Source organism: Hugonella massiliensis, from assembly GCA_001486445.1.
Lineage (GTDB): Bacteria > Actinomycetota > Coriobacteriia > Coriobacteriales > Eggerthellaceae > Hugonella > Hugonella massiliensis.
Window position 1 is genome coordinate 257504 of record LN908986.1, and the last position, 22548, is coordinate 280051.

Annotated in this window: 14 protein-coding genes and 4 rRNA genes; 12 read left to right on the forward strand and 6 right to left on the reverse strand. The window is 63.5% G+C overall.

Translation table 11 applies throughout. The features are described from left to right. Positions 1–209 precede the first annotated feature (209 nt). Positions 210–1720, reverse strand: a 16S ribosomal RNA gene (locus BN3270_RS03645). 449 nt (positions 1721–2169) lie between these two features. Between BN3270_RS03645 and BN3270_RS03650 the strand changes: the two genes are divergently transcribed. From BN3270_RS03650 to BN3270_RS03705, 12 genes are all read left to right on the forward strand, one after another. Beyond that, a 16S ribosomal RNA gene (locus BN3270_RS03650) occupies positions 2170–3680 on the forward strand. 394 nt (positions 3681–4074) lie between these two features. After that, positions 4075–7045, forward strand: a 23S ribosomal RNA gene (locus BN3270_RS03655). A 129-nt stretch (positions 7046–7174) separates the two neighbouring features. Further along, positions 7175–7289: ribosomal RNA gene (gene rrf / locus BN3270_RS03660) — 5S ribosomal RNA — on the forward strand. 225 nt (positions 7290–7514) lie between these two features. After that, entirely contained in the window at positions 7515–7931 is a 417-nt protein-coding gene (locus BN3270_RS03665; RefSeq protein ID WP_058985823.1) for a type II secretion system protein, read from the forward strand. A 79-nt stretch (positions 7932–8010) separates the two neighbouring features. Further along, complete coding sequence (locus tag BN3270_RS03670) at positions 8011–8463, forward strand: hypothetical protein (protein ID WP_148335475.1); 453 nt, start codon at positions 8011–8013, stop codon at positions 8461–8463. 62 nt (positions 8464–8525) lie between these two features. Beyond that, positions 8526–9299, forward strand: a complete 774-nt coding sequence (locus tag BN3270_RS09450) for a prepilin peptidase (RefSeq protein ID WP_058985825.1) — start codon at positions 8526–8528, stop codon at positions 9297–9299. A 20-nt stretch (positions 9300–9319) separates the two neighbouring features. Next, positions 9320–10531: a type II secretion system F family protein gene (locus BN3270_RS03680; RefSeq protein WP_058985826.1), complete on the forward strand. Its 1212-nt coding sequence runs from the start codon at positions 9320–9322 to the stop codon at positions 10529–10531. A gap of 9 nt (positions 10532–10540) precedes the next feature. Next, positions 10541–12052: a type IV pilus biogenesis protein PilM gene (locus BN3270_RS03685; protein ID WP_058985827.1), complete on the forward strand. Its 1512-nt coding sequence runs from the start codon at positions 10541–10543 to the stop codon at positions 12050–12052. Next, entirely contained in the window at positions 12053–12739 is a 687-nt protein-coding gene (gene gspM, locus BN3270_RS03690; protein ID WP_058985828.1) for a type II secretion system protein GspM, read from the forward strand. Positions 12740–12751: 12 nt separating this feature from the next. After that, positions 12752–14452: a GspE/PulE family protein gene (locus BN3270_RS03695; RefSeq protein WP_271711914.1), complete on the forward strand. Its 1701-nt coding sequence runs from the start codon at positions 12752–12754 to the stop codon at positions 14450–14452. 11 nt (positions 14453–14463) lie between these two features. Beyond that, on the forward strand, positions 14464–15516 hold the full coding sequence (locus BN3270_RS03700; RefSeq protein ID WP_058985829.1) for a type IV pilus twitching motility protein PilT: 1053 nt from the start codon (positions 14464–14466) through the stop codon (positions 15514–15516). Then, positions 15513–15824 (forward strand): type IV pilus modification PilV family protein, encoded by a 312-nt coding sequence (locus tag BN3270_RS03705; RefSeq protein WP_148335477.1) that lies wholly within the window; start codon positions 15513–15515, stop codon positions 15822–15824. The genes BN3270_RS03700 and BN3270_RS03705 overlap by 4 nt, the downstream gene beginning before the upstream one ends. A 143-nt stretch (positions 15825–15967) precedes the next feature. Here BN3270_RS03705 and BN3270_RS03710 read toward each other — a convergent pair whose 3' ends face one another. From BN3270_RS03710 to BN3270_RS03730, 5 genes are all read right to left on the reverse strand, one after another. Beyond that, complete coding sequence (locus BN3270_RS03710; RefSeq protein WP_271711915.1) at positions 15968–16243, reverse strand: hypothetical protein; 276 nt, start codon at positions 16241–16243, stop codon at positions 15968–15970. 108 nt (positions 16244–16351) lie between these two features. Next, entirely contained in the window at positions 16352–20278 is a 3927-nt protein-coding gene (locus BN3270_RS03715) for a type II secretion system protein (protein WP_058985832.1), read from the reverse strand. A 4-nt stretch (positions 20279–20282) separates the two neighbouring features. Then, positions 20283–20885: a pilus assembly FimT family protein gene (locus BN3270_RS03720; protein WP_058985833.1), complete on the reverse strand. Its 603-nt coding sequence runs from the start codon at positions 20883–20885 to the stop codon at positions 20283–20285. After that, positions 20882–21427 (reverse strand): hypothetical protein, encoded by a 546-nt coding sequence (locus BN3270_RS03725; protein WP_148335478.1) that lies wholly within the window; start codon positions 21425–21427, stop codon positions 20882–20884. Before BN3270_RS03725 ends, BN3270_RS03720 begins: the two co-directional genes overlap by 4 nt. Before the next feature lie 217 nt (positions 21428–21644). Beyond that, positions 21645–22226: a rubrerythrin family protein gene (locus BN3270_RS03730; protein WP_058985835.1), complete on the reverse strand. Its 582-nt coding sequence runs from the start codon at positions 22224–22226 to the stop codon at positions 21645–21647. Between the last annotated feature and the right edge of the window lie 322 nt (positions 22227–22548).

Here is a 22548-nt window from a genome sequence, read left to right on the forward strand (position 1 = left end):
GAAACGCTATGCAACTCTCAAGGTGCCCGGAGGGGGAGGTTTCCCCGACCGTCCGAGGGAGGGCCCTCGGGACCGGATGCCGCGAGACGAGAGATAGGGGCTTCAAGCTTTCGTACACTTTTTCCCCTGTGAGGCGAACCCATTCGCCTTCCGGGGCGCGGGAGCTCTCGCTCGACCGCGCTTCGGGCTGGCGCCCGATTTCTCCCTAGAAAGGAGGTGATCCAGCCGCACCTTCCGGTACGGCTACCTTGTTACGACTTCACCCCCCTTACCCTCCACACCTTCGGCGCCTCCGCCCCTTGCGGGTTCGGCCGGCGACTTCGGGTGCAGACGACTCGGGTGGTGTGACGGGCGGTGTGTACAAGGCCCGGGAACGTATTCACCGCGGCGTGCTGATCCGCGATTACTAGCAACTCCGACTTCACGGGGGCGGGTTGCAGCCCCCGATCCGAACTGGGACCGGCTTTGGGGGATCCGCTCCGGATCGCTCCTTCGCATCCCGCTGTGCCGGCCATTGTAGCACGTGTGCAGCCCAGGGCATAAGGGGCATGATGACTTGACGTCGTCCCCACCTTCCTCCGGCTTGACGCCGGCAGTCCCCCATGAGTCCCCAACTCAATGCTGGCAACATGGGGCAGGGGTTGCGCTCGTTGCGGGACTTAACCCAACATCTCACGACACGAGCTGACGACAGCCATGCACCACCTGTCCGGGCTCCTCTCGGCCACGGCGTCTCCGCCGCTTCACCCGGATGTCGAGCCCTGGTAAGGTTCTTCGCGTTGCTTCGAATTAAGCCACATGCTCCGCTGCTTGTGCGGGCCCCCGTCAATTCCTTTGAGTTTTAGCCTTGCGGCCGTACTCCCCAGGCGGGGCACTTAATGCGTTAGCTGCGGCACGGGGGAAGGGCTCCCCCACACCTAGTGCCCATCGTTTACGGCTAGGACTACCAGGGTATCTAATCCTGTTCGCTCCCCTAGCTTTCGCACCTCAGCGTCAGTGTCGGCCCAGAAGACTGCCTTCGCCATCGGTGTTCTTCCCGATATCTGCGCATTTCACCGCTACACCGGGAATTCCGTCTTCCTCTACCGAACTCGAGCCCGCCGGTTCGGGGTCGGGCCGGAGGTTGAGCCCCCGGGTTTGAGACCCCGCTTGGCGAGCCGCCTACGCGCGCTTTACGCCCAATGAATCCGGATAACGCTCGCTCCCTACGTATTACCGCGGCTGCTGGCACGTAGTTAGCCGGAGCTTCTTCTGCAGGTACCGTCATGGTTCTTCCCTGCTGAAAGCGGTTTACGACCCGAAGGCCTCCGTCCCGCACGCGGCGTTGCTGCGTCAGGGTTGCCCCCATTGCGCAAAATTCCCCACTGCTGCCTCCCGTAGGAGTCTGGGCCGTATCTCAGTCCCAATGTGGCCGATCGGTCTCTCAACCCGGCTACCCATCGCGGGCTAGGTGGGCCGTTGCCCCGCCTACTACCTAATGGGACGCGACCCCATCCCCTGCCGCTGAATCGTTTTCCCCGCGGGGCCATGCGGTCCCGCGGGAGTACCCGGTGTTAATCCCGCTTTCGCGGGGCTATCCCGGAGCAGGGGGCAGGTTGGTCACGTGTTACTCACCCGTTCGCCACTCTATGACCGCCCGAAGGCGGGTTAATCGTTCGACTTGCATGTGTTAGGCACGCCGCCAGCGTTCATCCTGAGCCAGGATCAAACTCTCCGTTTAAAGCGCGGCCCCCGAGGGGGCCGACAGTCTCTCTTCCAACGGATCTGTGAGATCTCTGTTTCGTTTTCCGTCTTCCCGCGGCCTCGTTGGAGGCTGCCGCGGAACGACGGGGTTCGTCTAGCTTGAATTCTCTCGTTCGCAGTATCCGGTTCTCAAGGTCCTCCCGCGCCCCCGCTGGGGGGGCGGGCGCCGCTTCAAGCGGCAAGAAGATATAATACGCGGCCGCCCCCCTCGGGGCAAGCGCGGGGGCCCTTCTCCACGGTTCGCACACAACNCGGGGGCGCGGGAGGACCTTGAGAACCGGATACTGCGAACGAGAGAATTCAAGCTAGACGAACCCCGTCGTTCCGCGGCAGCCTCCAACGAGGCCGCGGGAAGACGGAAAACGAAACAGAGATCTCACAGATCCGTTGGAAGAGAGACTGTCGGCCCCCTCGGGGGCCGCGCTTTAAACGGAGAGTTTGATCCTGGCTCAGGATGAACGCTGGCGGCGTGCCTAACACATGCAAGTCGAACGATTAACCCGCCTTCGGGCGGTCATAGAGTGGCGAACGGGTGAGTAACACGTGACCAACCTGCCCCCTGCTCCGGGATAGCCCCGCGAAAGCGGGATTAACACCGGGTACTCCCGCGGGACCGCATGGCCCCGCGGGGAAAACGATTCAGCGGCAGGGGATGGGGTCGCGTCCCATTAGGTAGTAGGCGGGGCAACGGCCCACCTAGCCCGCGATGGGTAGCCGGGTTGAGAGACCGATCGGCCACATTGGGACTGAGATACGGCCCAGACTCCTACGGGAGGCAGCAGTGGGGAATTTTGCGCAATGGGGGCAACCCTGACGCAGCAACGCCGCGTGCGGGACGGAGGCCTTCGGGTCGTAAACCGCTTTCAGCAGGGAAGAACCATGACGGTACCTGCAGAAGAAGCTCCGGCTAACTACGTGCCAGCAGCCGCGGTAATACGTAGGGAGCGAGCGTTATCCGGATTCATTGGGCGTAAAGCGCGCGTAGGCGGCTCGCCAAGCGGGGTCTCAAACCCGGGGGCTCAACCTCCGGCCCGACCCCGAACCGGCGGGCTCGAGTTCGGTAGAGGAAGACGGAATTCCCGGTGTAGCGGTGAAATGCGCAGATATCGGGAAGAACACCGATGGCGAAGGCAGTCTTCTGGGCCGACACTGACGCTGAGGTGCGAAAGCTAGGGGAGCGAACAGGATTAGATACCCTGGTAGTCCTAGCCGTAAACGATGGGCACTAGGTGTGGGGGAGCCCTTCCCCCGTGCCGCAGCTAACGCATTAAGTGCCCCGCCTGGGGAGTACGGCCGCAAGGCTAAAACTCAAAGGAATTGACGGGGGCCCGCACAAGCAGCGGAGCATGTGGCTTAATTCGAAGCAACGCGAAGAACCTTACCAGGGCTCGACATCCGGGTGAAGCGGCGGAGACGCCGTGGCCGAGAGGAGCCCGGACAGGTGGTGCATGGCTGTCGTCAGCTCGTGTCGTGAGATGTTGGGTTAAGTCCCGCAACGAGCGCAACCCCTGCCCCATGTTGCCAGCATTGAGTTGGGGACTCATGGGGGACTGCCGGCGTCAAGCCGGAGGAAGGTGGGGACGACGTCAAGTCATCATGCCCCTTATGCCCTGGGCTGCACACGTGCTACAATGGCCGGCACAGCGGGATGCGAAGGAGCGATCCGGAGCGGATCCCCCAAAGCCGGTCCCAGTTCGGATCGGGGGCTGCAACCCGCCCCCGTGAAGTCGGAGTTGCTAGTAATCGCGGATCAGCACGCCGCGGTGAATACGTTCCCGGGCCTTGTACACACCGCCCGTCACACCACCCGAGTCGTCTGCACCCGAAGTCGCCGGCCGAACCCGCAAGGGGCGGAGGCGCCGAAGGTGTGGAGGGTAAGGGGGGTGAAGTCGTAACAAGGTAGCCGTACCGGAAGGTGCGGCTGGATCACCTCCTTTCTAGGGAGAAATCGGGCGCCAGCCCGAAGCGCGGTCGAGCGAGAGCTCCCGCGCCCCGGAAGGCGAATGGGTTCGCCTCACAGGGGAAAAAGTGTACGAAAGCTTGAAGCCCCTATCTCTCGTCTCGCGGCATCCGGTCCCGAGGGCCCTCCCTCGGACGGTCGGGGAAACCTCCCCCTCCGGGCACCTTGAGAGTTGCATAGCGTTTCATAGAAACTGAAAGAATCATCAGCGAGAATCCCTCAGATTCGTTTTTCAAACTAATTCGATCTTCCGGGAATCCCGCAGGTGGTTCGCATTACACGATCGCAATAACTAAGATATGGATACCCGAAATACTTTTATTTCGAACTGACGCCTCCCGCGCAGAAGCGCGGGAGGGGACGCGAAGGGAAATGAAGATACGTAGGGCGCACGGTGGATGCCTTGGCATAGGAAGGCTTCGAAGGACGCGGCAAGCTGCGATAATCTGCGGTGAGGAGCAAACATCCCTCGACCCGCAGGTCTCCGAACGGGGCAACCCGCCAGAGCGGAGCTCTGGCACCTCCCGCCGAACGCATAGGCGGGAAGGGGCGAACCGGGGGAACTGAAACATCTAAGTACCCCGAGGAAAGGAAATCAACCGAGATCGCGCGAGTAGCGGCGAGCGAAAGCGCGTTTAGCCTAAACCCATGCATGCGCACAGCCTGCAGGCGTTGCTGCATGGGGGTCGTGGGAGCGCGCATCCGGTCCCTGCAGGGGCCGGCGCCGGTTACAAAGGGACTGGGAAGCGGAACGGCATGGAAAGGCCGGCCGGAGCGGGCGAGAGCCCCGTACGCGGACCCCAGTCCCCCGGCGGACGCGCATCCCGAGTACAGCCGGGCACGTGAAACCCGGTTGGAAGCAGGGGGGACCGCCCTCCAAGGCTGAATACTCTCCTATGACCGATAGAGGACCAGTACCGTGAGGGAAAGGTGAAAAGCACCCCGAGAGGGGAGTGAAACAGTACCTGAAACCGTGCGCCCGCAAGCAGTCGGAGCAGAGGATTCCTCTGTGACGGCGTGCCTTTTGTAGAATGAGCCAGCGAGTTACGGTGCGCTGCGAGGTTAAGCTTCGAAGCGAGCCGCAGTGAAAGCGAGCCTTTAAGATGGCGGTGAGTAGCGCGCCGTAGACGCGAAGCCGGGTGAGCTATCCATGGGCAGGGTGAAGCGGGGGTAAGACCCCGTGGAGGCCCGAACCCACTTCGGTTGAAAACGGAGGGGACGACCCGTGGATAGGGGTGAAAGGCCAATCAAACCCGGAGATATCTCGTTCTCCCCGAAATAGCTTTAGGGCTAGCCGCGGCCGTACGATGCCGGAGGTAGAGCACTGGACTTCCGAGGGGGCCTCACCGCCTGCCGAGGAAAACCAAACTCCGAATGCCGGCATCCCATTGGCCGCGAGTCAGAGCATGTGGGCTAAGCTGTGTGCTCGAGAGGGAAACAGCCCAGACCGCCCGCTAAGGCCCCCAAGTCCGTGCCGAGTGGCAAAGGATGTGCGTTTGCCTAGACAACCAGGATGTTGGCTTAGAAGCAGCCATGCATTTAAAGAGTGCGTAACAGCTCACTGGTCGAGTGGACATGCGCCGACAATTCACGGGGCTAAGCACGGCGCCGAAGCGGCGGACGGATCGAGAGATCCTGTGGTAGGGGAGCTTTCCCGGAGGGGCGAAGCGCGAGGGGCGACCCCGCGTGGACATCCGGGAAGTGAGAATGCTGGCATGAGTAACGAGAGAGGGGCGGGAAACCCCTCCGCCGTAAGCCTAAGGGTTCCTGGGCAACGCTAATCGCCCCAGGGTCAGTCGGGAGCTAAGCCGAGGCGGACACGCGTAGGCGATGCACAACAGGCGGACATTCCTGTACCGCCGCGGGCCGTCACCACCGACGGGGTGACGGGGAAGGGTAGCCGGGCGGGGTTCTGGACGTCCCCGTGAAAGCGCGTAGGGCGGTCGGCATGGAAACCAGCCGACCGATGAGCCCGAGACGCGAGACGAAGGATCTGATCCGAAGCCGGCGAGCCCATGCCCCCTGGAAAAACCTCTAGGGAGGCCCGCGGCGCCCGTACCAAAACCGACACAGGTAGGCGGGTAGAGCATACCGAGGCGATCGGGAGAACCATGGTTAAGGAACTCGGCATACCGACCCCGTAACTTCGGGAGAAGGGGTGCCCGCCCAGGTGAGGGAGCTAGCCTCCGGAGCCCGGGCGGGCCGCAGCGAAACGGCCCAAGCGACTGTTTATCAAAAACACAGGACTCTGCAAAGCCGCAAGGCGACGTATAGGGTCTGACGCCTGCCCGGTGCCGGAAGGTTACGCGGAAGCGTTAGCGAAAGCGAGGCGCCGAAGCCAAGCCCCGGTAAACGGCGGCCGTAACTATAACGGTCCTAAGGTAGCGAAATTCCTTGTCGGGTAAGTTCCGACCTGCACGAATGGCGTAACGACTTGGGCGCTGTCTCAACCATGGACCCGGTGAAATTGCATTGTTCGTGAAGATGCGAACTTCCCGCGGAAGGACGGAAAGACCCCGTGAACCTTTACTACAGCTTGGCATTGATCGTTGGCTCGGTGCGTAGAGGATAGGTGGGAGGCTATGAACCCCGGGCGCCAGCCCGGGCGGAGCCGCCCTTGGAATACCACCCTCACCGTTCCGGCGATCTAACGCGCGGCCGCGATCCGGCGCGCGGACCGTGCCAGGCGGGTAGTTTGACTGGGGCGGTCGCCTCCCAAAGAGTAACGGAGGCGTGCGCAAGGTCCGCTCAGGACGGTCGGCAACCGTCCGCAGAGCACAAGAGTACAAGCGGGCTTGACTGCGAGGCCGACGAGCCGAGCAGGTGGGAAACCAGGTTCTAGTGATCCGGCGGCCCGACGTGGAACGGCCGTCGCTCAACGGATAAAAGGTACTCCGGGGATAACAGGCTGATCTTGCCCAAGAGTCCACATCGACGGCAAGGTTTGGCACCTCGATGTCGGCTCATCGCATCCTGGGGCTGAAGTCGGTCCCAAGGGTATGGCTGTTCGCCATTCAAAGCGGTACGCGAGCTGGGTTCAGAACGTCGTGAGACAGTTCGGTCCCTATCCTCCGCGGGCGCAAGAGAACTGAGGAGATCTGCCCCTAGTACGAGAGGACCGGGGTGGACGGACCTCTGGTGCAGCGGTTGTCGGCCAACGGCACTGCCGCGTAGCTACGTCCGGAACGGATAAGCGCTGAAGGCATCTAAGCGCGAAGCCGTCTCCAAGATGAGTTCTCTTTCCGGTAAGACCCCTCGTAGACCACGAGGTTGATAGGCCGCAGCTGCAAGCGCCGCGAGGCGCTCAGGCGAGCGGTACTAATCGGTCGAGCTCTTCATCTCAATTCGCACCCGTATCTGACGGTCTGTCAAGTTTCCGTGAGCGCCATGCAACCCCCAGGGTCGGCCCGAAGCCGCCTTGACAAACCTAGAGAGATCCTAACCAGGACCTCGCGGGGGAGCGCCCCCCGCGAGCGCGACCATGGAGCGGGGGATCACCCGGACCCATTCCGAACCCGGCAGTTAAGCCCCGCATCGCCGAAAGTACTGCGGGGGAAGCCCGTGGGAGGATAGGGCGTCGCGCTCGCGGAGGGCGCTTTTTCTTTGCGCGGGGGCCGCCCGAGGGGGCGGTCCCCTTTTTCTGTGTTTGTTCTTGTCGCACAGTCTGTGTTCGAACGTGTACTTTCTGGTGTAAAATTATCTCAGTTTTAGCGCAATTGATGCGCTTTGAGGGGCAATAGGGCCTTTAGATGTAGTATTACTTAATGTAGTACTATGCATGTGTGTTTCCACGTAAGGAGAGGTTGATCCAATGGAGACTGCGAAGAAACTGCTGAAGAAGAAGAACGGCTTCACGCTCGTCGAGCTCATCGTTGTGCTCGTCATTTTGGCTATCCTGGCCGCCATCCTTGTGCCGACCCTGCTCGGCTACATCAACAAGGCGCAGGATGAGAAGAACTACTCCACGGCCCAGACGGTGCGCGTGGCGGCTCAAGCTGTCTATGATGACGAAGTGGGCCACAAGACCAATGCCGATACGACCATTGATGACAAAGACCAGACGGCAAGCGGTCAGAAGGTAACCGACCTTGCCGGCGTCGATACGAAAAAGGTGACCTCTTACAACTTCACCGTCGATGCCAACGGTCAGATCACGGGTGGTACGGTGGTCATCGACGGCGCAACCTACACGCTTGGGAACGACGGTACTTGGACTGCTTCTAAGTAGTTCAACTGCTCGTTGAACCTTGAAAGGCCCCCGGTGACGGGGGCCTTTCTTCTTTCGACCGCTTCTTCTTCCATTGCCTATGCAGAGCTTCAAACGCATTCCCGTTCGTTCCCTGCCCTCGGGTCTCTTCTATCGCCATATTGCGGTGGTCTGCAGTCTGGGGCTTGTCCTCATTGTGCTCTGTGGGGGCTATGCCTTCTGGCTAGCCACCGCATCGGGCATGCGGGATGCCCAGCAGGAGGGCGTGCATGTGCAGATGGCCCTTTCTCGCATCGGCCAGGAATATGCGGGCTTAGGCAAGCCCATGGTGGCTGACGCCGGGACGGGAACCCTTTCCGACGAGGCGGCGCAGGAGACGCTTGCGGCAGCTTCCGAAAAGGGCATTATCCACCTCTACGCCTTCGATGCGGCCACCATGCAGGCGACCAAGTTCGATTACGATGACGGCGGCTATTTCGTGTCCTACGATGCCGAATGTGCCCATCCGTGGACGGTGACTTCGCACGCCTTCGGGTTTGTGCAGACGTATTGACTTTTGTGCTCGGCCTTGCGCGCTCTGTGCGTAAAGCCGGTCGCTTGCTTGAAAGGAGACACATGGTGCTTGCCGCTCGCATCGCGCTCTACGCTTTTGCGGCCGTGATAGGCGCGTGCGTCTTTTCCTTCGGCAACGTGCTCGTCTACCGCGTGCCGCGCGGGATAGACTTCGTGCTGGGGCGCAGTGCCTGCCCTTCGTGCGGCCATGAGCTGGCGGCGCGCGACTTGGTGCCCGTCTTCAGCTGGCTGGCCCTGCGGGGGAAATGCCGCTACTGCGGATCGCCCATTCCGGCTCGCTACACGGCAGTCGAGCTGGCGGGCGCGGCGTGCGGGGTCGTGTCGGTTGTCGTGTGGGGCTTTGCTCCTTCGGCACTTGTGGGCTTCGCCTTCCTCTTCATGCTTGCGGTGATCGCGCTGATCGACGCGGATACGAAGACTATCCCCAACGGCCTGGTAATCGCTGTGGCGGTTATCGGCCTTGCGGGCCTTGTCTGGCCGGTGGCAGATGCGACGCTCGTCGATCGTGCGATCGGCGTCGTTGCCGTAAGTGTGCCTCTTTTTATTTTGGCTGTGGTGACCGGCGGATTCGGCGGCGGGGACGTTAAGCTTATGGCTGCAGTGGGACTCGTCCTTGGTTGGCGGCTTACCGTGCTCGCCTTCTTTGTGGGCGTGGTGGCAGGCGGCGTCTTTGCCGTATGGCTGCTCGTGCGCAAACGGGTGAAGGGCAGCGATACCATCGCCTTCGGGCCCTTCCTGTGCGGGGGCGCCGCGGTCGCCGTTTTGTGCGGGGAGCCATTGATTGCCGGGTATCTGAGCCTGTTCGGGCTCATGTAGAGAATGCCGAAGGAGGCGCTATGGCGCTCTTCTCATATCGAGCGCAAGATGCGCAGGGCAAGCTGGTGAAAGGTGAAGCGGAAGCCAACGACGACGTCGACCTCCAGGCTAACCTCAAACGTGAGGGCCTGGCCCTGCTTTTCGCCGAAGAAAAGACCGCGCGCGATCGCGTGGCCCGGGAAATCAAGGATCGGGTGCTCGCCCAGTTCTGCTTCAAGCTTTCCGAGCTGCTGGGCGCCGGTGTGCCCCTTATTCGCGCGCTCGGCATCATCGCCGAAGAGGAGACGACCTCATCCGACGAAGCCGCCATCTACAAGGGCCTCATCGATTCGGTCAAGAAGGGCAACCAGCTTTCCGAAGCCATGACCGAAACCAAGGGGGCTTTTCCGCCGCTGTTGGTGAACATGGTGCGGTCGTCGGAAGAATCGGGCAACATGGCCGAAGTCTTCGCCAACATGGCCGCGCAGTACGACAAGCAGGCCAAGTTCGCGTCGCGCATCAAGGCGGCCACCCTCTATCCGAAAATCCTCGCGGTCCTTATCGTGGTCGTGGTGGCCATCATCGTGGGGTTCGTACTCCCGCAGTTCAAGAGCCTCTTCGACCAGATGCCCAGCCTGCCGACGGCGACCGTCATCCTGCTCGCCATCACCGATTTCGTGGCGAACTACTGGCTTCAGATCATCGTGGCCGCCATCGCCTGCGTGCTGGTGTGGAATTTCGCCGTGCGCGTGCCAGAGGTGCGCCGGGCAGTCGACAAGGCCAAGGTCAAGATGCCCCTTTTCGGCAAGAACGAGCGGATGGTCTGCACGGCCCGCTTCGCGCGCAGCTTCGCGTCGCTCTACAACGCGGGCATCGGGGCGGTCACGGCCCTGCAGATCGGGGGCGCCACCGTGGGAAACGCCTATATCGAGTCGCAGTTTCCCGCGGTGATCGATAGCGTGTTGTCGGGGCATCCGCTTTCGGAGGCCTTTGCCGGTGTCGACGGCCTCTCGAGCAAGTTCGTCGCAAGCGTGCGCATCGGCGAGGAATCGGGTTCGCTCGAGAAGATGCTTTCATCGACGGCCGATACCATGGACTTCGAAGCGGAAGAGGCGATGAAGCGGATGGTCGGCTATCTGGAACCCGCGATGATCGTGCTGATGGCCTTTATCGTGGGGTTTATCATCATCGCGGTGATTGTGCCGATTTACTCGTCGTACCAGAGCATCGGCGCCGGTACGACGGGCTATTAGGAGGAGCCGATGAGTAAAACGGTTGCATATTTGACCGACGAGGCGCTGGTCGTCGCAGTGGGGAGTGCCGGGCGTCCCGCGCAGATCGACACGGTGTGCGAACTCGACGGGCTCGCCGGAAGCGTGCGCGACGGGGTGGTGGTCGACCCGGCCACCTTTGCGTCGACCGTGCGCGAATTTTGGGGTCAGCACGGCTTGCCTTCAGGCGGCGTGGCGCTCGTCATGCACAGCCGCCGGTTCACCGTGCGCTCGTTGAACGCGCCGATCTTCAAAAAGAGCCGCGACCTTGAGGCCTACATCATGCGCGAACTGGCAGGCATGGGGCGCATCACCGACCCCCTCTTCTCCTATCGCGTGGCGCAGACCAACGAAGAGAACCACACCTGTCGCGTGACGGTGGTGGCCATCGATCGGACGATAGTCGAGCGCATGCAGCGGGCCTTCGCCGAGGCGGGGGTGTCCCTGGCGTCCGTGAACGGCACGTACGATACGGCCATCCGCGCCTGCGAAGCCCTGGCCGCGCACAAGCCGGGTCTCAACCTCTACCTGCAGGTGGAGCGCTCGCGCGCCTTGACCCTGCTCTACGAAGACGGCGGCTATCGCTACTCGACCTCCCAGCAGCTCTTCAACGTTTCGGGGACGCCGGAATTCGGCGCCGAACTGGCCCATTCGGTGAGCGGTACGCGCCAGTTCATTGCCTCTTCGGAGATTGGGTCCGGCACTTTGGACCACGTGTACGTGCTGGGGCTTGCTGCGGCCGATGTGCACGCCACGACGGAGGGCATTGCGGAAATCGACCCGCAGTTGCCCGTCGATGTAGTTCCGCTCGACGCGCTCGTCTCCCCGTCCTGCCCCGTGGCGCCCGACTTCTATGAACGTTGCCTGCCGGTGGTGTCGGCCTTGCTCTGCGAAGGCGGCGACGACCAGCTGATAGGCAATCTTGCCGCAGGCAAGAAGGCTACGGGGCGCGCGATGGGGCCGCTGGCCAAATCGTTCATAGCTCCAGCGGCGGCACTCGTCGTCTGCCTTGCGATAGCCGGCGTGCTCGCCTTCCAAAATGCGGGGCTCCAAGCCGATATTGACGCTTCCAAGGCGGCGCTCGCCGATCCCAGCGCCCAGCAGCAGCTTGCGGCTTACAAGGACGCGGCGGCGGCAAGCGATACGGCCGCGCAAGAGCTCGCTTCGGCGAGCAGGCTTTCGTCGGCGCTTGCCACCTTCCCCGTACCCGGCGCCGCCATCGAGGCGACGATCGCCGATTGCGCGCAGGGCCTCGTGACCTACGAGGCCGATACCTACGACGCCTCGACCGGCCAGTACGTGATTACGGCCAAGGCCGACAACCCCGACAACATCAGCTCGTTTGTGAACAGCCTGACGAAGGAGGCCGCCTTCGACGTGAGCTATACGGGCTACGCCTACCAGACCACCTCGACGTCGGGCGGATCGGGACAGGAAAGCAAATGGGTGCTCGACATCACCCTCACCTTGCATGGGGCGACCGGTAGCCAGGAGGCGAAGTAGATGGCAATCGATACGACCGTGACCGCGCGCGACCGCAAGCTCATTGCGATTGCGGGCACCTTTGTCGTCATCGTGCTGGCGGCATGGGGCCTTATCCTGCCCGCTTGGGAGGCGCGGGGCAGCTTGTCCGACCAGGCGGCTTCCCTGTCTGCCCAGGTGGCGCAGGCGAGTGACCCCGCCCTTGCCGATGGGCTCAAGGCGCAGGCGGACGACTACCATGCCCAGACGGCTTCCCAGTTGGCGGGCTTCTACCCGGTGATGACGACGGCCCAGGTGGGCGACCTCATAACGGGCATCATGACCGGCTACCCTGCGACGATCATGGATGTGAAGATCGTGCCCGGCACGGGCACGGCGGCAGCCTCGACCTTTTCGGCCACCGCCCCCAATGCGTCGCAGGATGCGTCGTCGACCTCGACGGGCAGTGCCCAGAAGGTCGATCTTGCCACGTTGGCGACGCCCGAGGCGGGCGACTTGACGGGCATCTACGAAACCGACGTGCAGGTGTCGCTCGCCGGCGATCGGACGGTGCTGCAGGGATTCGTGAACGACATGGCATCTACCGCCTATCCGGGCATCCGCGTCAAGGGCTTTGAATGGACCGAGCGCACCCGCACGAACGCGGCCGACGCGAGCGGTGACTGGCAGGTCACCTGCGTGCTGGCCCTCTATTCTTTCGATCGATAAGGACGGCGACCTATGGCTGCACGCGAACGCCTGCGGAATCTGCGCATCGGCGACATTCTGAAGGGCCTTGGCTACATCGACGACGATGCGCTTGAAACCGCTCTGGCCTACCAGCGGTCCCATCGCGGGGTGCGCTTGGGCGAGACCCTCATCCATCTGGGGTTCATTACCGAAGACCAGATGCTCCAGGCCCTTTCACAGCGCCTCGACGTGCCGATCGTCGATGTGTCCCAGCTCAACGTCGACATGAACGCCGTGCGCCTCGTGCCCGAAGAAACGGCTCGCCAAACGGGTATCTTGCCGGTGGCGCTCGAAGGCGGCGAGCTCGTGGTGGTCACCAACGACCCGATCAACTACTTCTCCCTCGAAGAAATCCGCCAGGTGTCGGGCTACCCGGTGAGCGTGCGCATAGCCAAGAAGGCCCCGCTCGAGCGCGCGCTCGCTTATTACTACCGCGAAGCGAGCGCCTACATGGAGGCCGAGGATGCGAGCGCCGCATTCGACGACATCGACCAGCTGGCCGAAGTCGACCTCGATACGTCGACGGATGCCGACGCCCCTATCGTCCACCTGCTCAACACGCTCATCCACCACGCCTACGTGGCGGGTGCTTCCGACGTCCATATCGAGCCCTTCGAAGGCTTCACCGCGATTCGCGTCCGCGTCGACGGGGTGATCAACGACTACCTCACCATCAAGCGGTCGGTGCATGCTCCCCTCATCGCGCGCATCAAGATCGTGAGCAACTTGGATATCGCCGAGCGCTACCTGCCCCAGGACGGGCATTTCCGCACGATGGTGGCCGGCAACGATGTGAACGTGCGCGTATCGGTCATCCCTACCGTACACGGCGAGAAGGCGGTGCTGCGCCTGCTTTCCAACAACACGCCGATCGACTTCCGCACCACCTACGGCATGGGGCCCGAAGACTACGAGCGGTTCTGCCATATCCTCGATACGCCCAACGGCATCATCTTCCTTACGGGGCCCACGGGCTCGGGCAAGACGACCACCCTCTATATGGTGCTGCAGGCGCTCGCCAACGAGAAGGTGAACATCTCGACGATCGAGGATCCGGTCGAGCGCAACCTGGCTCGCGTGAACCAGATGCAGGTCAACGAAACGGCGGGGCTCACCTTTGGAGCGGGTTTGCGCGCCCTTATGCGCCAAGACCCCGATATCATCATGGTGGGCGAGACGCGCGACGCGGAAACGGCGTCGATTGCGGTGCGCGCGGCAATCACCGGGCATTTGGTCCTGTCGACCCTGCACACCAACGACGCGGCGAGTTCGGTCGATCGCCTGGTCGACATGGGCGTGGCTCCCTATATGGTGGCGACGTCGTTGGCCGGCATCGTGGCCCAGCGCCTCATGCGCAAGGTGTGCCCTCACTGTGCGACCCAACGTCCCGCGACCGACCACGAACTCGAGCTCTTGGGGGCGGCGCCCGGAACGAAGGTCATGCTGCGCGAGGGGGCGGGCTGCCATAACTGCGGTCAGACCGGGTATAAAAACCGTTTGTCGATCCACGAGGTGCTCGTGGCCGATGCCGAGATCAAGCGCATGGTGGCCGATCATGCATCGAGTGCCGACATCCGCGCGTACGCACGCGATAAACAGGGGATGAAGACCCTGCAGGAGGAAGCGGCGGCTGCGGTGCTGGCGGGGCAGACCACCATGGAGGAGTTTCTGAAGATCGCCTATCAAGCGTAGAAGGTGCGACTATGAACCTTATCGACATCATCATGCGGGCGCGTGAAATGGGCGCTTCCGACGTGCATTTCGGAGCGGGGTCGCCCGTGTTCTTCCGCAAGGACGGATCGCTGGTGGTCGCTCCCTACGAAATCGACGATGACCAGAAGGAGCGGATGGTCTTGGGCCTGCTCGACGGCGGCCAGCGAGCTTGGTTCGATGAGGGCAACGACGTCGACATGGCCCTCGCCACGCCCGACGGCAACCGTCAGCGCGTTAACGTCTTTCGCACGAGCGGGGGCGTGTGCGCGGCGATTCGCCTGCTCGACAACACGATACCCTCGATTGCCGAGCTGGGGCTGCCACAGGTGGTGACGCAGCTGGCCGAGCTGCCGCGCGGGCTCGTGTTGGTCACGGGGCCTACGGGGTCGGGCAAGTCGACGACGCTCGCCTCAATGGTCGACTACGTGAACGACAACTTCGCCAAGCACGTGATCACGGTAGAGGACCCGATCGAGTACGTCTACGAGCAGAAGCGGGCCCTTATCCAGCAGCGTGAGGTGGGCCGCGACGTGAAGGGCTTCGCCGGGAGCCTGCGCAGCGCTCTGCGCGAGGATCCCGACATCATTCTGGTGGGCGAGATGCGCGACCACGAAACGATCGCCGCAGCCCTCACGGCGGCCGAAACGGGCCACCTGGTTCTGTCGACCCTGCATACCACGGGAGCCGCCCTCACCGTCGACCGCGTGGTCGACGCCTGCCCGGCCGAAGCCCAGGACCAGGTGCGCGTGCAGCTGGCCAACGTGCTCGCCGGCGTGATCACTCAGTGCCTTGTGCCCATGATCGGCGGTGGGCGCTGCGCGGCGACCGAAGTGCTCGTGGGGACCGATGCCGTGCGCAACATCGTGCGCGACGACAAATCCTTCCAGCTTTCCAACGTGATGCAGTCGGGGGCGGCGGTCGGCATGCACACGCTCAACGCCGATTTGGTCGACAAGGTGCACCGCGGCCTCATTTCCGAAGAGCGGGCCAAGGAATTCAGCAACGACAGGCGCGAGCTCGTCGAGAGGCTGGGCCTGCGATGAGGGGGCGCATCGGAGAGGACCCTGCGGCTCGCGTGCGTGCCGTCTGCGCAAGCCGGCACGGCGAAACCCTGGTGGAATCCCTCGTCGCGTTTTTGGTGATTGCCCTCATCCTGGTGGGTTTCTTCGCCTTGTTCACCACGGGCAGCAACCTGAACCGGGCGGCAACGCGTTCGGACGCGGCAGTCAACGAGCCGATGGAGAAGACTTCTTCGGTGACCGTGACGATCGATGGAACCGCCTACGACGACGTGGACCTCTACAGCAACGGCACGCTCTACGCCTATCGCGATGGTTCTGCGGGCGACTAGCGCTCGCCTTGCAGCGGCTGCGTGCCGCCGGGGCTTGCGGGCGTCGCTGCGCATATCGGCCGTCTTCTGCGCTCTCTGAAAGCGCCTCCTTTCTCTATCGATGAGAAGGGAGGCGCTTTGGTGTGAGGGCTTGGCCTGCGCGCTTAGGAGGTGGTCCAGACGCCGTCGAGATTGCCCGCGCCGTCGTCTTCGTAGCCGGTGAGCTGGTAGGTGGTGGTGCCCAGCTGGGCCCATACGCCGCCGTAGCGCGCGGATTCCCCACGGGGGCCGAATTCGACCTGATAGCCGGTGAGCGTATCGATGATTCTGAGCGCATCGGGATCGCTCGCGTTGGTGCCTGCGGCGCGCAGCTGACTCTTCATCCAGCTAAGCGAGCCGACGGCGGTGCTTTGGGGCGGGAAGTCGCTGCTACGGAGCACGCTGCGGCCCCTCCAGTCCATTTCTCGCGCGGCATCCTGATGGGCGTTCGCAATAGTGAGCATCTGGTCGAGAATCTGCTCCTGCAGTTCGCTCGCGCGTTCGTCGTCCTACCAGGAGCTGATGTAGTCGGCCGGGCTCACATTGGCGCCTTTAGAGGTGGTGGTGGCCACGGGGAAGGGTCCGCGGGACGAGCTGGTCGTGGTGGCGTGGAAGGCGGAACCCAACTGCGCGGCGAGCGTGCCGTTTGTGGCCGAACGATAGGTGAACGTCGAAAGGCGGCCGGTCGTTCGAGCCCAGGTGCTTCCCAAGTCGGTGTTCTTGGTCCCCGCGGTGGCGCAGTTGGATAGGTTTTCGGGCGGTGTGGAGGTGCCCCACCAGTCGGTGTCCATCTCGCAGAAGTCGGCGAGCTGAGCGTCTGTGGCGTCGGAGTCCACTTTCACGGCGGCGTAGGAGTTCGAAATCTTGTTGGGAGCGTAGGCGAGGATTCCGCCGCGGCTTTGATTCTTGGTTTGGTCGATAGTGAACCCGTAGGCGTTGCTGCCCGATACGATGCCGATGGCGGCGCAGTTGGCGATCGTCGTCGCTTGATCGCTTTGGTCGGATCCGAAGAAGAACCCGATACCGCTCGCCGTTAGCGAAGCGATGTTGGCTTCTGCGAAGCTGTTGCTGATCGACGCCCGTTCGCCCACGGCGACCATGCCGGAGGCCGGTGAGTAGGTGCGCTGGTCCAAGGTGACTTTCGAAGCCCCCGTGGTGACGTTGTCGGAAGAGAGGGCGCAGTTCGCCATCTCTGTGTTGCTCAGCCATCCGACGAAGCCCGCGGCATGCAGGGTATCGCCAGATCCCACCTTTAGGTTGGCGCTGTGGGAGCCCGAGGCGAGGGCGAGGGTGTCGAAAGCAAGCCCTATGCCCTTGTTTGCGCCCGTCACGTCGCCGGCGAACCCACCGGCGCGCGAGCTGTTGCCCGTGGCGTCGATGGAGAGGGCGGCGTCGCCGGACGTGCCGTCGACGGTTTGGGTCAAGGAGGCTACGGAGGAACTCGTCGCTTGACCGATAGTGCCGCCCGCATAGCTGTTGCCCCAGCCCGCGTCGCCCTGAGCGCTCACGGTGAAGGAGCCTCTGCCGAAGACGGGGTTGGACGAGGAGAGTGAAGAGCTGTCGGCCTGCCCCGCCAGGCCGCCCGCGTAGGCGTTGGCGATGGCGTTGGCGGTGACCGAGGCGGTCTGAGCCTTGAACGTGGCGTTGCTGCCATCGAGCGTGCTTGCGTTGGACAGGCTCCCGATAAGGCCGCCCGTCAAGGCTTTTCCGTCGCCGTCGGCGCTTTGCGCGCTCACTGCGAAGGAGTCGCTGCTGACGGTGGGGCTCAGCGAGGAGACAGAAGAGCTGTCTGCCGTGCCGATAGCTCCGCCCGCGTAGGCGTTTTGGGCGGTGGCGGCGGTGGAGGCGGTGTGCGCTTTGAGGGTTGCGTCAGCCCCTTTGAGCGCACTCTTGTTGGCCAGGCTGCCCACCAAACCGCCGGCCCACGCGTTTCCGCCGCCGTCGGCGCCCTGCGCATGTACGGCAATGGAGTTGCCGTCGAGGGTGGGATTCAGATCGGTGATGGTGGAACTCTCGGCTTGGCCGACTATGCCGCCCGCGTAGACGGTCTGATCGCTCGCGGTGACGGACATTTGAGTAGAGAAGGCAGGGGCGGCGCCCTTGATTGCGCTGCCGTTCAGATAGCCGATTAAGCCGCCCGCCCAGGAGGTGCCCCAGCTGGGGCCCTTGGCAGTCACGGTGAGGGAGGAACCGTCTCCCGCGGCAACGGGGCCGTTCGTCTGGAAGGCGTTGGCGACGGTGGAGGACGCGGTCACCCTGCCTGCGAATCCTCCTGCGTAGGTGGTTCGGGCGTTGGTTGCCGTCACGTTCACGGTGGCATCGGTGCTCGTCAGGGCGGACGTTCGTGCGTCGCCCGTGTTCGAGGGCGTGGAATCGTCTATGGAGGAGGCTTCGAGGGAGCCGCAGAAACCGCCCGCTGTAGCTGAATTTCCGCCGTTGGCGGTGACGGAAAGGGCGGCGGACGATTCGCTGCCGGGCATCCCCGTAACGCTCACGCCGTTGCCCGCACGGTCGAAAGTTGCGTTTTGGGCGCTGCCGACCAGCGCTCCGGCGTTTGTGTCGGGCCCCTGGGCGGAAAGCGTGAGCGATGAGGCGAGCGAGCTATTGCTTGCCGCTAGCACAATGTGGTTGTTGACGAAAGTGACAGCGTCTGCCGTGCCTACCAAACCGCCAACAGCGAGGGCGCTGTTGCTCCAAGAACGGCTTTCCTCTAAGGCGATCGATCGGGTGGCATATGCGGTGTTCCAGCTTGCGGTTTGCCGATTGCTCAGGTCGACCGCGCAGTCGTCGATAGTGGCGTTACGCGCTGTTCCGACGAGGAGGCCCGAGACGGTCGAGGCGGTAAGGGTCTCGAGGTCGACCGGGCCCTGGGCCGAAAGGGTGGCGTGAGAGATGGTGCCGCCCTCCACAGACCCGAAGACGCCCGCTCCTGTTGCCGGAGCCCAGTCCGGTATCTGGGCCGCGCCAAGGCCGGCTTGGAAGTTGGCGCCGCTCGCCAGGTAGACGCGCGGCTGGAAGGTGGCGTTGGACGCGCCCGCCTCGAGCGCGACAAGCCTTTCGGTGGCCGGCGTGCTGCAGCCGTAGCTCGTTCCGTCTGCGTTGGAAAGGTCGCTTTGCGTGCGGTCGCCCGCGTCGGCGAACGCGCCTTCGTAGGTGCCCTTGAAGGGGGCGTTGACCGACCCGTTGGCGTTTACGAGCCCGATGGGCTGCCAATCGCTTGCAATCACGATGTCGTGGGTCTGGAAGAAGGTCTGGTCGGCGCCGAGGTAGGCGGCGGCATCGGCAGTGCTCGTGGGTTTGGAGATGTGCTGCAGCTGGTCGGCCGTGCGCACCTGGTGGGTGGTGCCGAAGCTCGCGGAACCGCCGTCTGCATTAAGGGCGATCTCGGCGGCGAAGTCTTGCTTGACGTTGAACGAGGCCGTCTTGCCGCTTGCGTCGGTCCACGCGTTGTCGGGGGTCCAGGTGTCGCTGTTGCCGCTGTAGACATAGAGCTTCATGGAGCCGGGCAGGCCCTCTTCCCCGTCGAGCGGCACGACGTCGATCGGGTTGCCAAGGTCGAGGTCGGCCTCGTTGAGCTTGGCTTCCAGGCCGGTATCGCTTGTAAGGATGCCGTAGCAGGCGGTGGAAATGTCGTTGTTGTCCCAAAGGAAGGACGAGACGGTGCCGTTCACGGCGCCCGTTTCATCAACCGCGTAGCCGTAGAGGCCGGTGACGTTGTGGGCGGCGTCGAGCTCGAAGTAGCCCACGTAGGTGCGCATGGCCTGTTCGTCGGCTTTAATGGGCAGCTGGGTGACGCCGCCGTAGAAAGCGACCTGGTGGGCGCCGAGCCAGTCGGCGTCGTCTTGGTGGGCGTAGACGTCGTCGTAGCTAAGGCTGGCGTCTTCGGAGTAGAAGACCCCGTAGACGTAGCCGGTGCGGGGGTTGAGGATGACGAAGTAACGGCCTGGGCCGGCGAAGGGGCCCGCAAACGTGCTGTGGGCGATGAGGGTGTCGGGATGGGGCACAAGTTCGGAAAGGGCTGCCTGCGCGCTGCCGTCGGCCTGGGCGCTGTCGAGCACCACGAGGTCGGCGTCCCAGCGTTCGGAGCCGCCTTCGCCTGCGGGGTCTTTGGCGGGCGCGACGGCCGCTCCTGCACGGGCGATGCAGGACGCCAAAGTTGCGCGGCCGAGGTCTTTGTTGTCGGTCGAGGCTTTGCTGGCGGTGAGGTAGCCGCCCTCGTAATCGTCCAGAGCGCCTTGGGATCTTAGCGACACGATGTTGTGCTGTGCGGTGGTGTAGATGGTTTGGGCGTTGGCCGCGCGCTCGAGGGCCTTCTGGCTTTGGTACCAGGGGATGGCGGTCGGGATGGTGAGGCCCGCAAGCAGGGCGCCGATCGCGAGGACGACGATGAGCTCGACCAGGGTGAAGCCCCTGCGGTTGGTACGGAAGCATCCCATGTTCTTACGCCCCCTCGCCAGGCACGGCCAACAGGGACACCGTCGCCTCGCGCACGTCGTTGCCTTGCCCGTCGCGCACGCTGATGGTGAGCGTGGGGTCGGCGTCGGTGCCGCCAAGCGAGCAGGTGGTGACCGTTCCTTGGACGGTGTAGGTGGGGGCCGGTACGAGCGAGGTGGTCAGGCTGGCGTCGACCGTGGCGGGGTCGACGGATTCGGCCTGCGCCGTGCCGGCGTTGCCGACCCGCGCGATCCAAAGGCCTCCCTGACCGGCGCCGCCATCGGCGTCTTTCGCGAAGAGCTTGTAGGAGCCGGCCGGATGGCTGTTGTCGGTGGCCTTCGTGACGAAGAAGAGGGAGGTAGCCCCGTTCGTCTCCGTGACGAGGTGCACGGTCGAGGGTTCGACGCCGACCAGAACCGATTGGGCGGCGTCGCCCACGGTGGCGACGATCGTATCGCTGGCGGATGCAAGCTGCTGCTGGTGGAGGACGCGCGAGGTGGACATGAGGATCCCGCCCACGAGCACGAGGACGATGGCCAGAATCGCCATCGTCACGATGCCCTCCACGAGCGTGAAGCCGGCGGTGCGCTGCGTGCTGGTGCGCGTCATGAGCCATCGCCTGCCCGCAGGGGGGTGGTGGCTGAAAGGGTGCCGGAGGCGGCGGACGCCTGATAGCCCACGGTCACATCGAATTTCATGACGGAGTCGCTTGCCTTGCCGTCTTCGCCGGCCACGTAGACAAAGATCCGGTAGGTGGTCGGGCCGTTCTGCTTCGATGCGACGGTGACGTCGCGCAGCGCGTTGGCAGGCAGGCCGTCGCCCCGCACGCTCAGGGTGACGCTTCCGCCGTCTTTTTTGAGCAGGTGTTCGATCCACGGGACGTCGGCCGATGCGAAGCCTTGGGAAAGGTCGTCGGCGGATACGGCGGCGACCGTGGCGCCGTTCATCTTGCCCTGCACGAAGGCGGCGGAGCTTGCGACCGTCTTCTCGTTCTGCGCTGCGGGGCGGTCGGTCGTCGCACGCGAGAAGTTGGCGTAGCCGGTCGTGACGAGGATGCCGCCGATCACGAGCAAGACGACGACGAGGATGACGGCGAAGACGATGCTCACGCCGCGTTCGTCGGTCAGTATGTCGTGCGCCGTATTTCCCATAGGCATCATTCTAACCGTCGCCGCCGACGTCGTTCGGGTAGCGGGCGAATTCGCCCGCTTTGTCGTGAAATATGCATCTGCCCGGGCCCTGCGGGGGCGCCCTTTCGGACGGCGGATGCGGGAGCGGTCGCAGCCCTCCTGCGTAGGGCCTTGCGCATGCAAAAAGCGCCCGGGGAACCGAGCGCTTTTCGTGGCAATTAGCTTGTAGGCGTGCGTCCTAGAATTCCAGGAAGACAGAAGCCTTGGCGCCGCAGATGGGGCAGGGGTCTTCGGTCTTGCCCTTGTGGATGTAGCCGCAGACGGGGCAGACGTAGTAGTGTTCGTCGGTCGGCTTGTCGAGGGTGTTGTAGGCGTCGATGTAACGCTGGGCATGGAAGCCTTCGGCCAGCTTGGCGCGGGTGAAGATGCGCACGGCCTCGTCGTTGCCTTCGGCTTCGGCGGCCTTGATGAACTGCGGATACATGTCGCTCGTCTCCCAGATCTCGCCCTTGGCGGCGTCGATCAGGTTGAGGTCGGTGGACAGCGGTTCGGGTGCTTCGGCCGTGGGGTTCTGGAAATCGGGCTCGAAGGCCTTGCGAATCAGGCCGGCTTCGAGGTTGATGTGAATCTGCTCGGCCTTGGAGGTGGCGGCGAACAGGCGGGCGACCGCGGGGAAGCCCTGCTCTTCAGCGGCTTTCGCGTAGGCGGCGTACTTGGTGGTGGCGCCGGTTTCGCCGTTGACGGCGGACTTCAGGTTCTCCAGGGTGGTGCCGGCCTTCGCGGTGGGGTTGGGGACGACGTTGAAATTGCTCTTTGCCATGTTTCCTCCTTGCGTTGCGCGTTCGCGTCGAACGCGTCCTGCTCATTGGCAGTCTGCTATCTCGGCTCCGCGGGGTTGGTGGTTTTGTCTCTCCTCGGCGCCTATTCGCATTAAAGCACGACGGCGGCGAAGCGCCAGCTCTATCTGAGAGATTCATATAACAGTAACAATTCCCAATAACTAAATCAGGCGGCCTTCTTCGGCGCGCACGGAGCCAAAGAAGGCCGCCTCCCCGCTGCGCTGGCGAGCGCTGCCTCGTCTCCCAGTGGGTAACGAACGGGTGGAAAGTTCGGCGCGCCTGCCCCGGCGGGGCGATAATAGG

What these genes read in the sequence shown, in the direction of transcription:
- BN3270_RS03665 (WP_058985823.1), top strand. Translation starts at nt 7,515, where the DNA reads ATGGAGACTGCGAAGAAACTGCTGAAGAAGAAGAACGGCTTCACGCTC.
- BN3270_RS03670 (WP_148335475.1), top strand. Translation starts at nt 8,011, where the DNA reads ATGCAGAGCTTCAAACGCATTCCCGTTCGTTCCCTGCCCTCGGGTCTC.
- BN3270_RS09450 (WP_058985825.1), top strand. Translation starts at nt 8,526, where the DNA reads ATGGTGCTTGCCGCTCGCATCGCGCTCTACGCTTTTGCGGCCGTGATA.
- BN3270_RS03680 (WP_058985826.1), top strand. Translation starts at nt 9,320, where the DNA reads ATGGCGCTCTTCTCATATCGAGCGCAAGATGCGCAGGGCAAGCTGGTG.
- BN3270_RS03685 (WP_058985827.1), top strand. Translation starts at nt 10,541, where the DNA reads ATGAGTAAAACGGTTGCATATTTGACCGACGAGGCGCTGGTCGTCGCA.
- gspM (WP_058985828.1), top strand. Translation starts at nt 12,053, where the DNA reads ATGGCAATCGATACGACCGTGACCGCGCGCGACCGCAAGCTCATTGCG.
- BN3270_RS03695 (WP_271711914.1), top strand. Translation starts at nt 12,752, where the DNA reads ATGGCTGCACGCGAACGCCTGCGGAATCTGCGCATCGGCGACATTCTG.
- BN3270_RS03700 (WP_058985829.1), top strand. Translation starts at nt 14,464, where the DNA reads ATGAACCTTATCGACATCATCATGCGGGCGCGTGAAATGGGCGCTTCC.
- BN3270_RS03705 (WP_148335477.1), top strand. Translation starts at nt 15,513, where the DNA reads ATGAGGGGGCGCATCGGAGAGGACCCTGCGGCTCGCGTGCGTGCCGTC.
- BN3270_RS03715 (WP_058985832.1), bottom strand. Translation starts at nt 20,278, where the DNA reads ATGGGATGCTTCCGTACCAACCGCAGGGGCTTCACCCTGGTCGAGCTC.
- BN3270_RS03720 (WP_058985833.1), bottom strand. Translation starts at nt 20,885, where the DNA reads ATGACGCGCACCAGCACGCAGCGCACCGCCGGCTTCACGCTCGTGGAG.
- BN3270_RS03725 (WP_148335478.1), bottom strand. Translation starts at nt 21,427, where the DNA reads ATGGGAAATACGGCGCACGACATACTGACCGACGAACGCGGCGTGAGC.
- BN3270_RS03730 (WP_058985835.1), bottom strand. Translation starts at nt 22,226, where the DNA reads ATGGCAAAGAGCAATTTCAACGTCGTCCCCAACCCCACCGCGAAGGCC.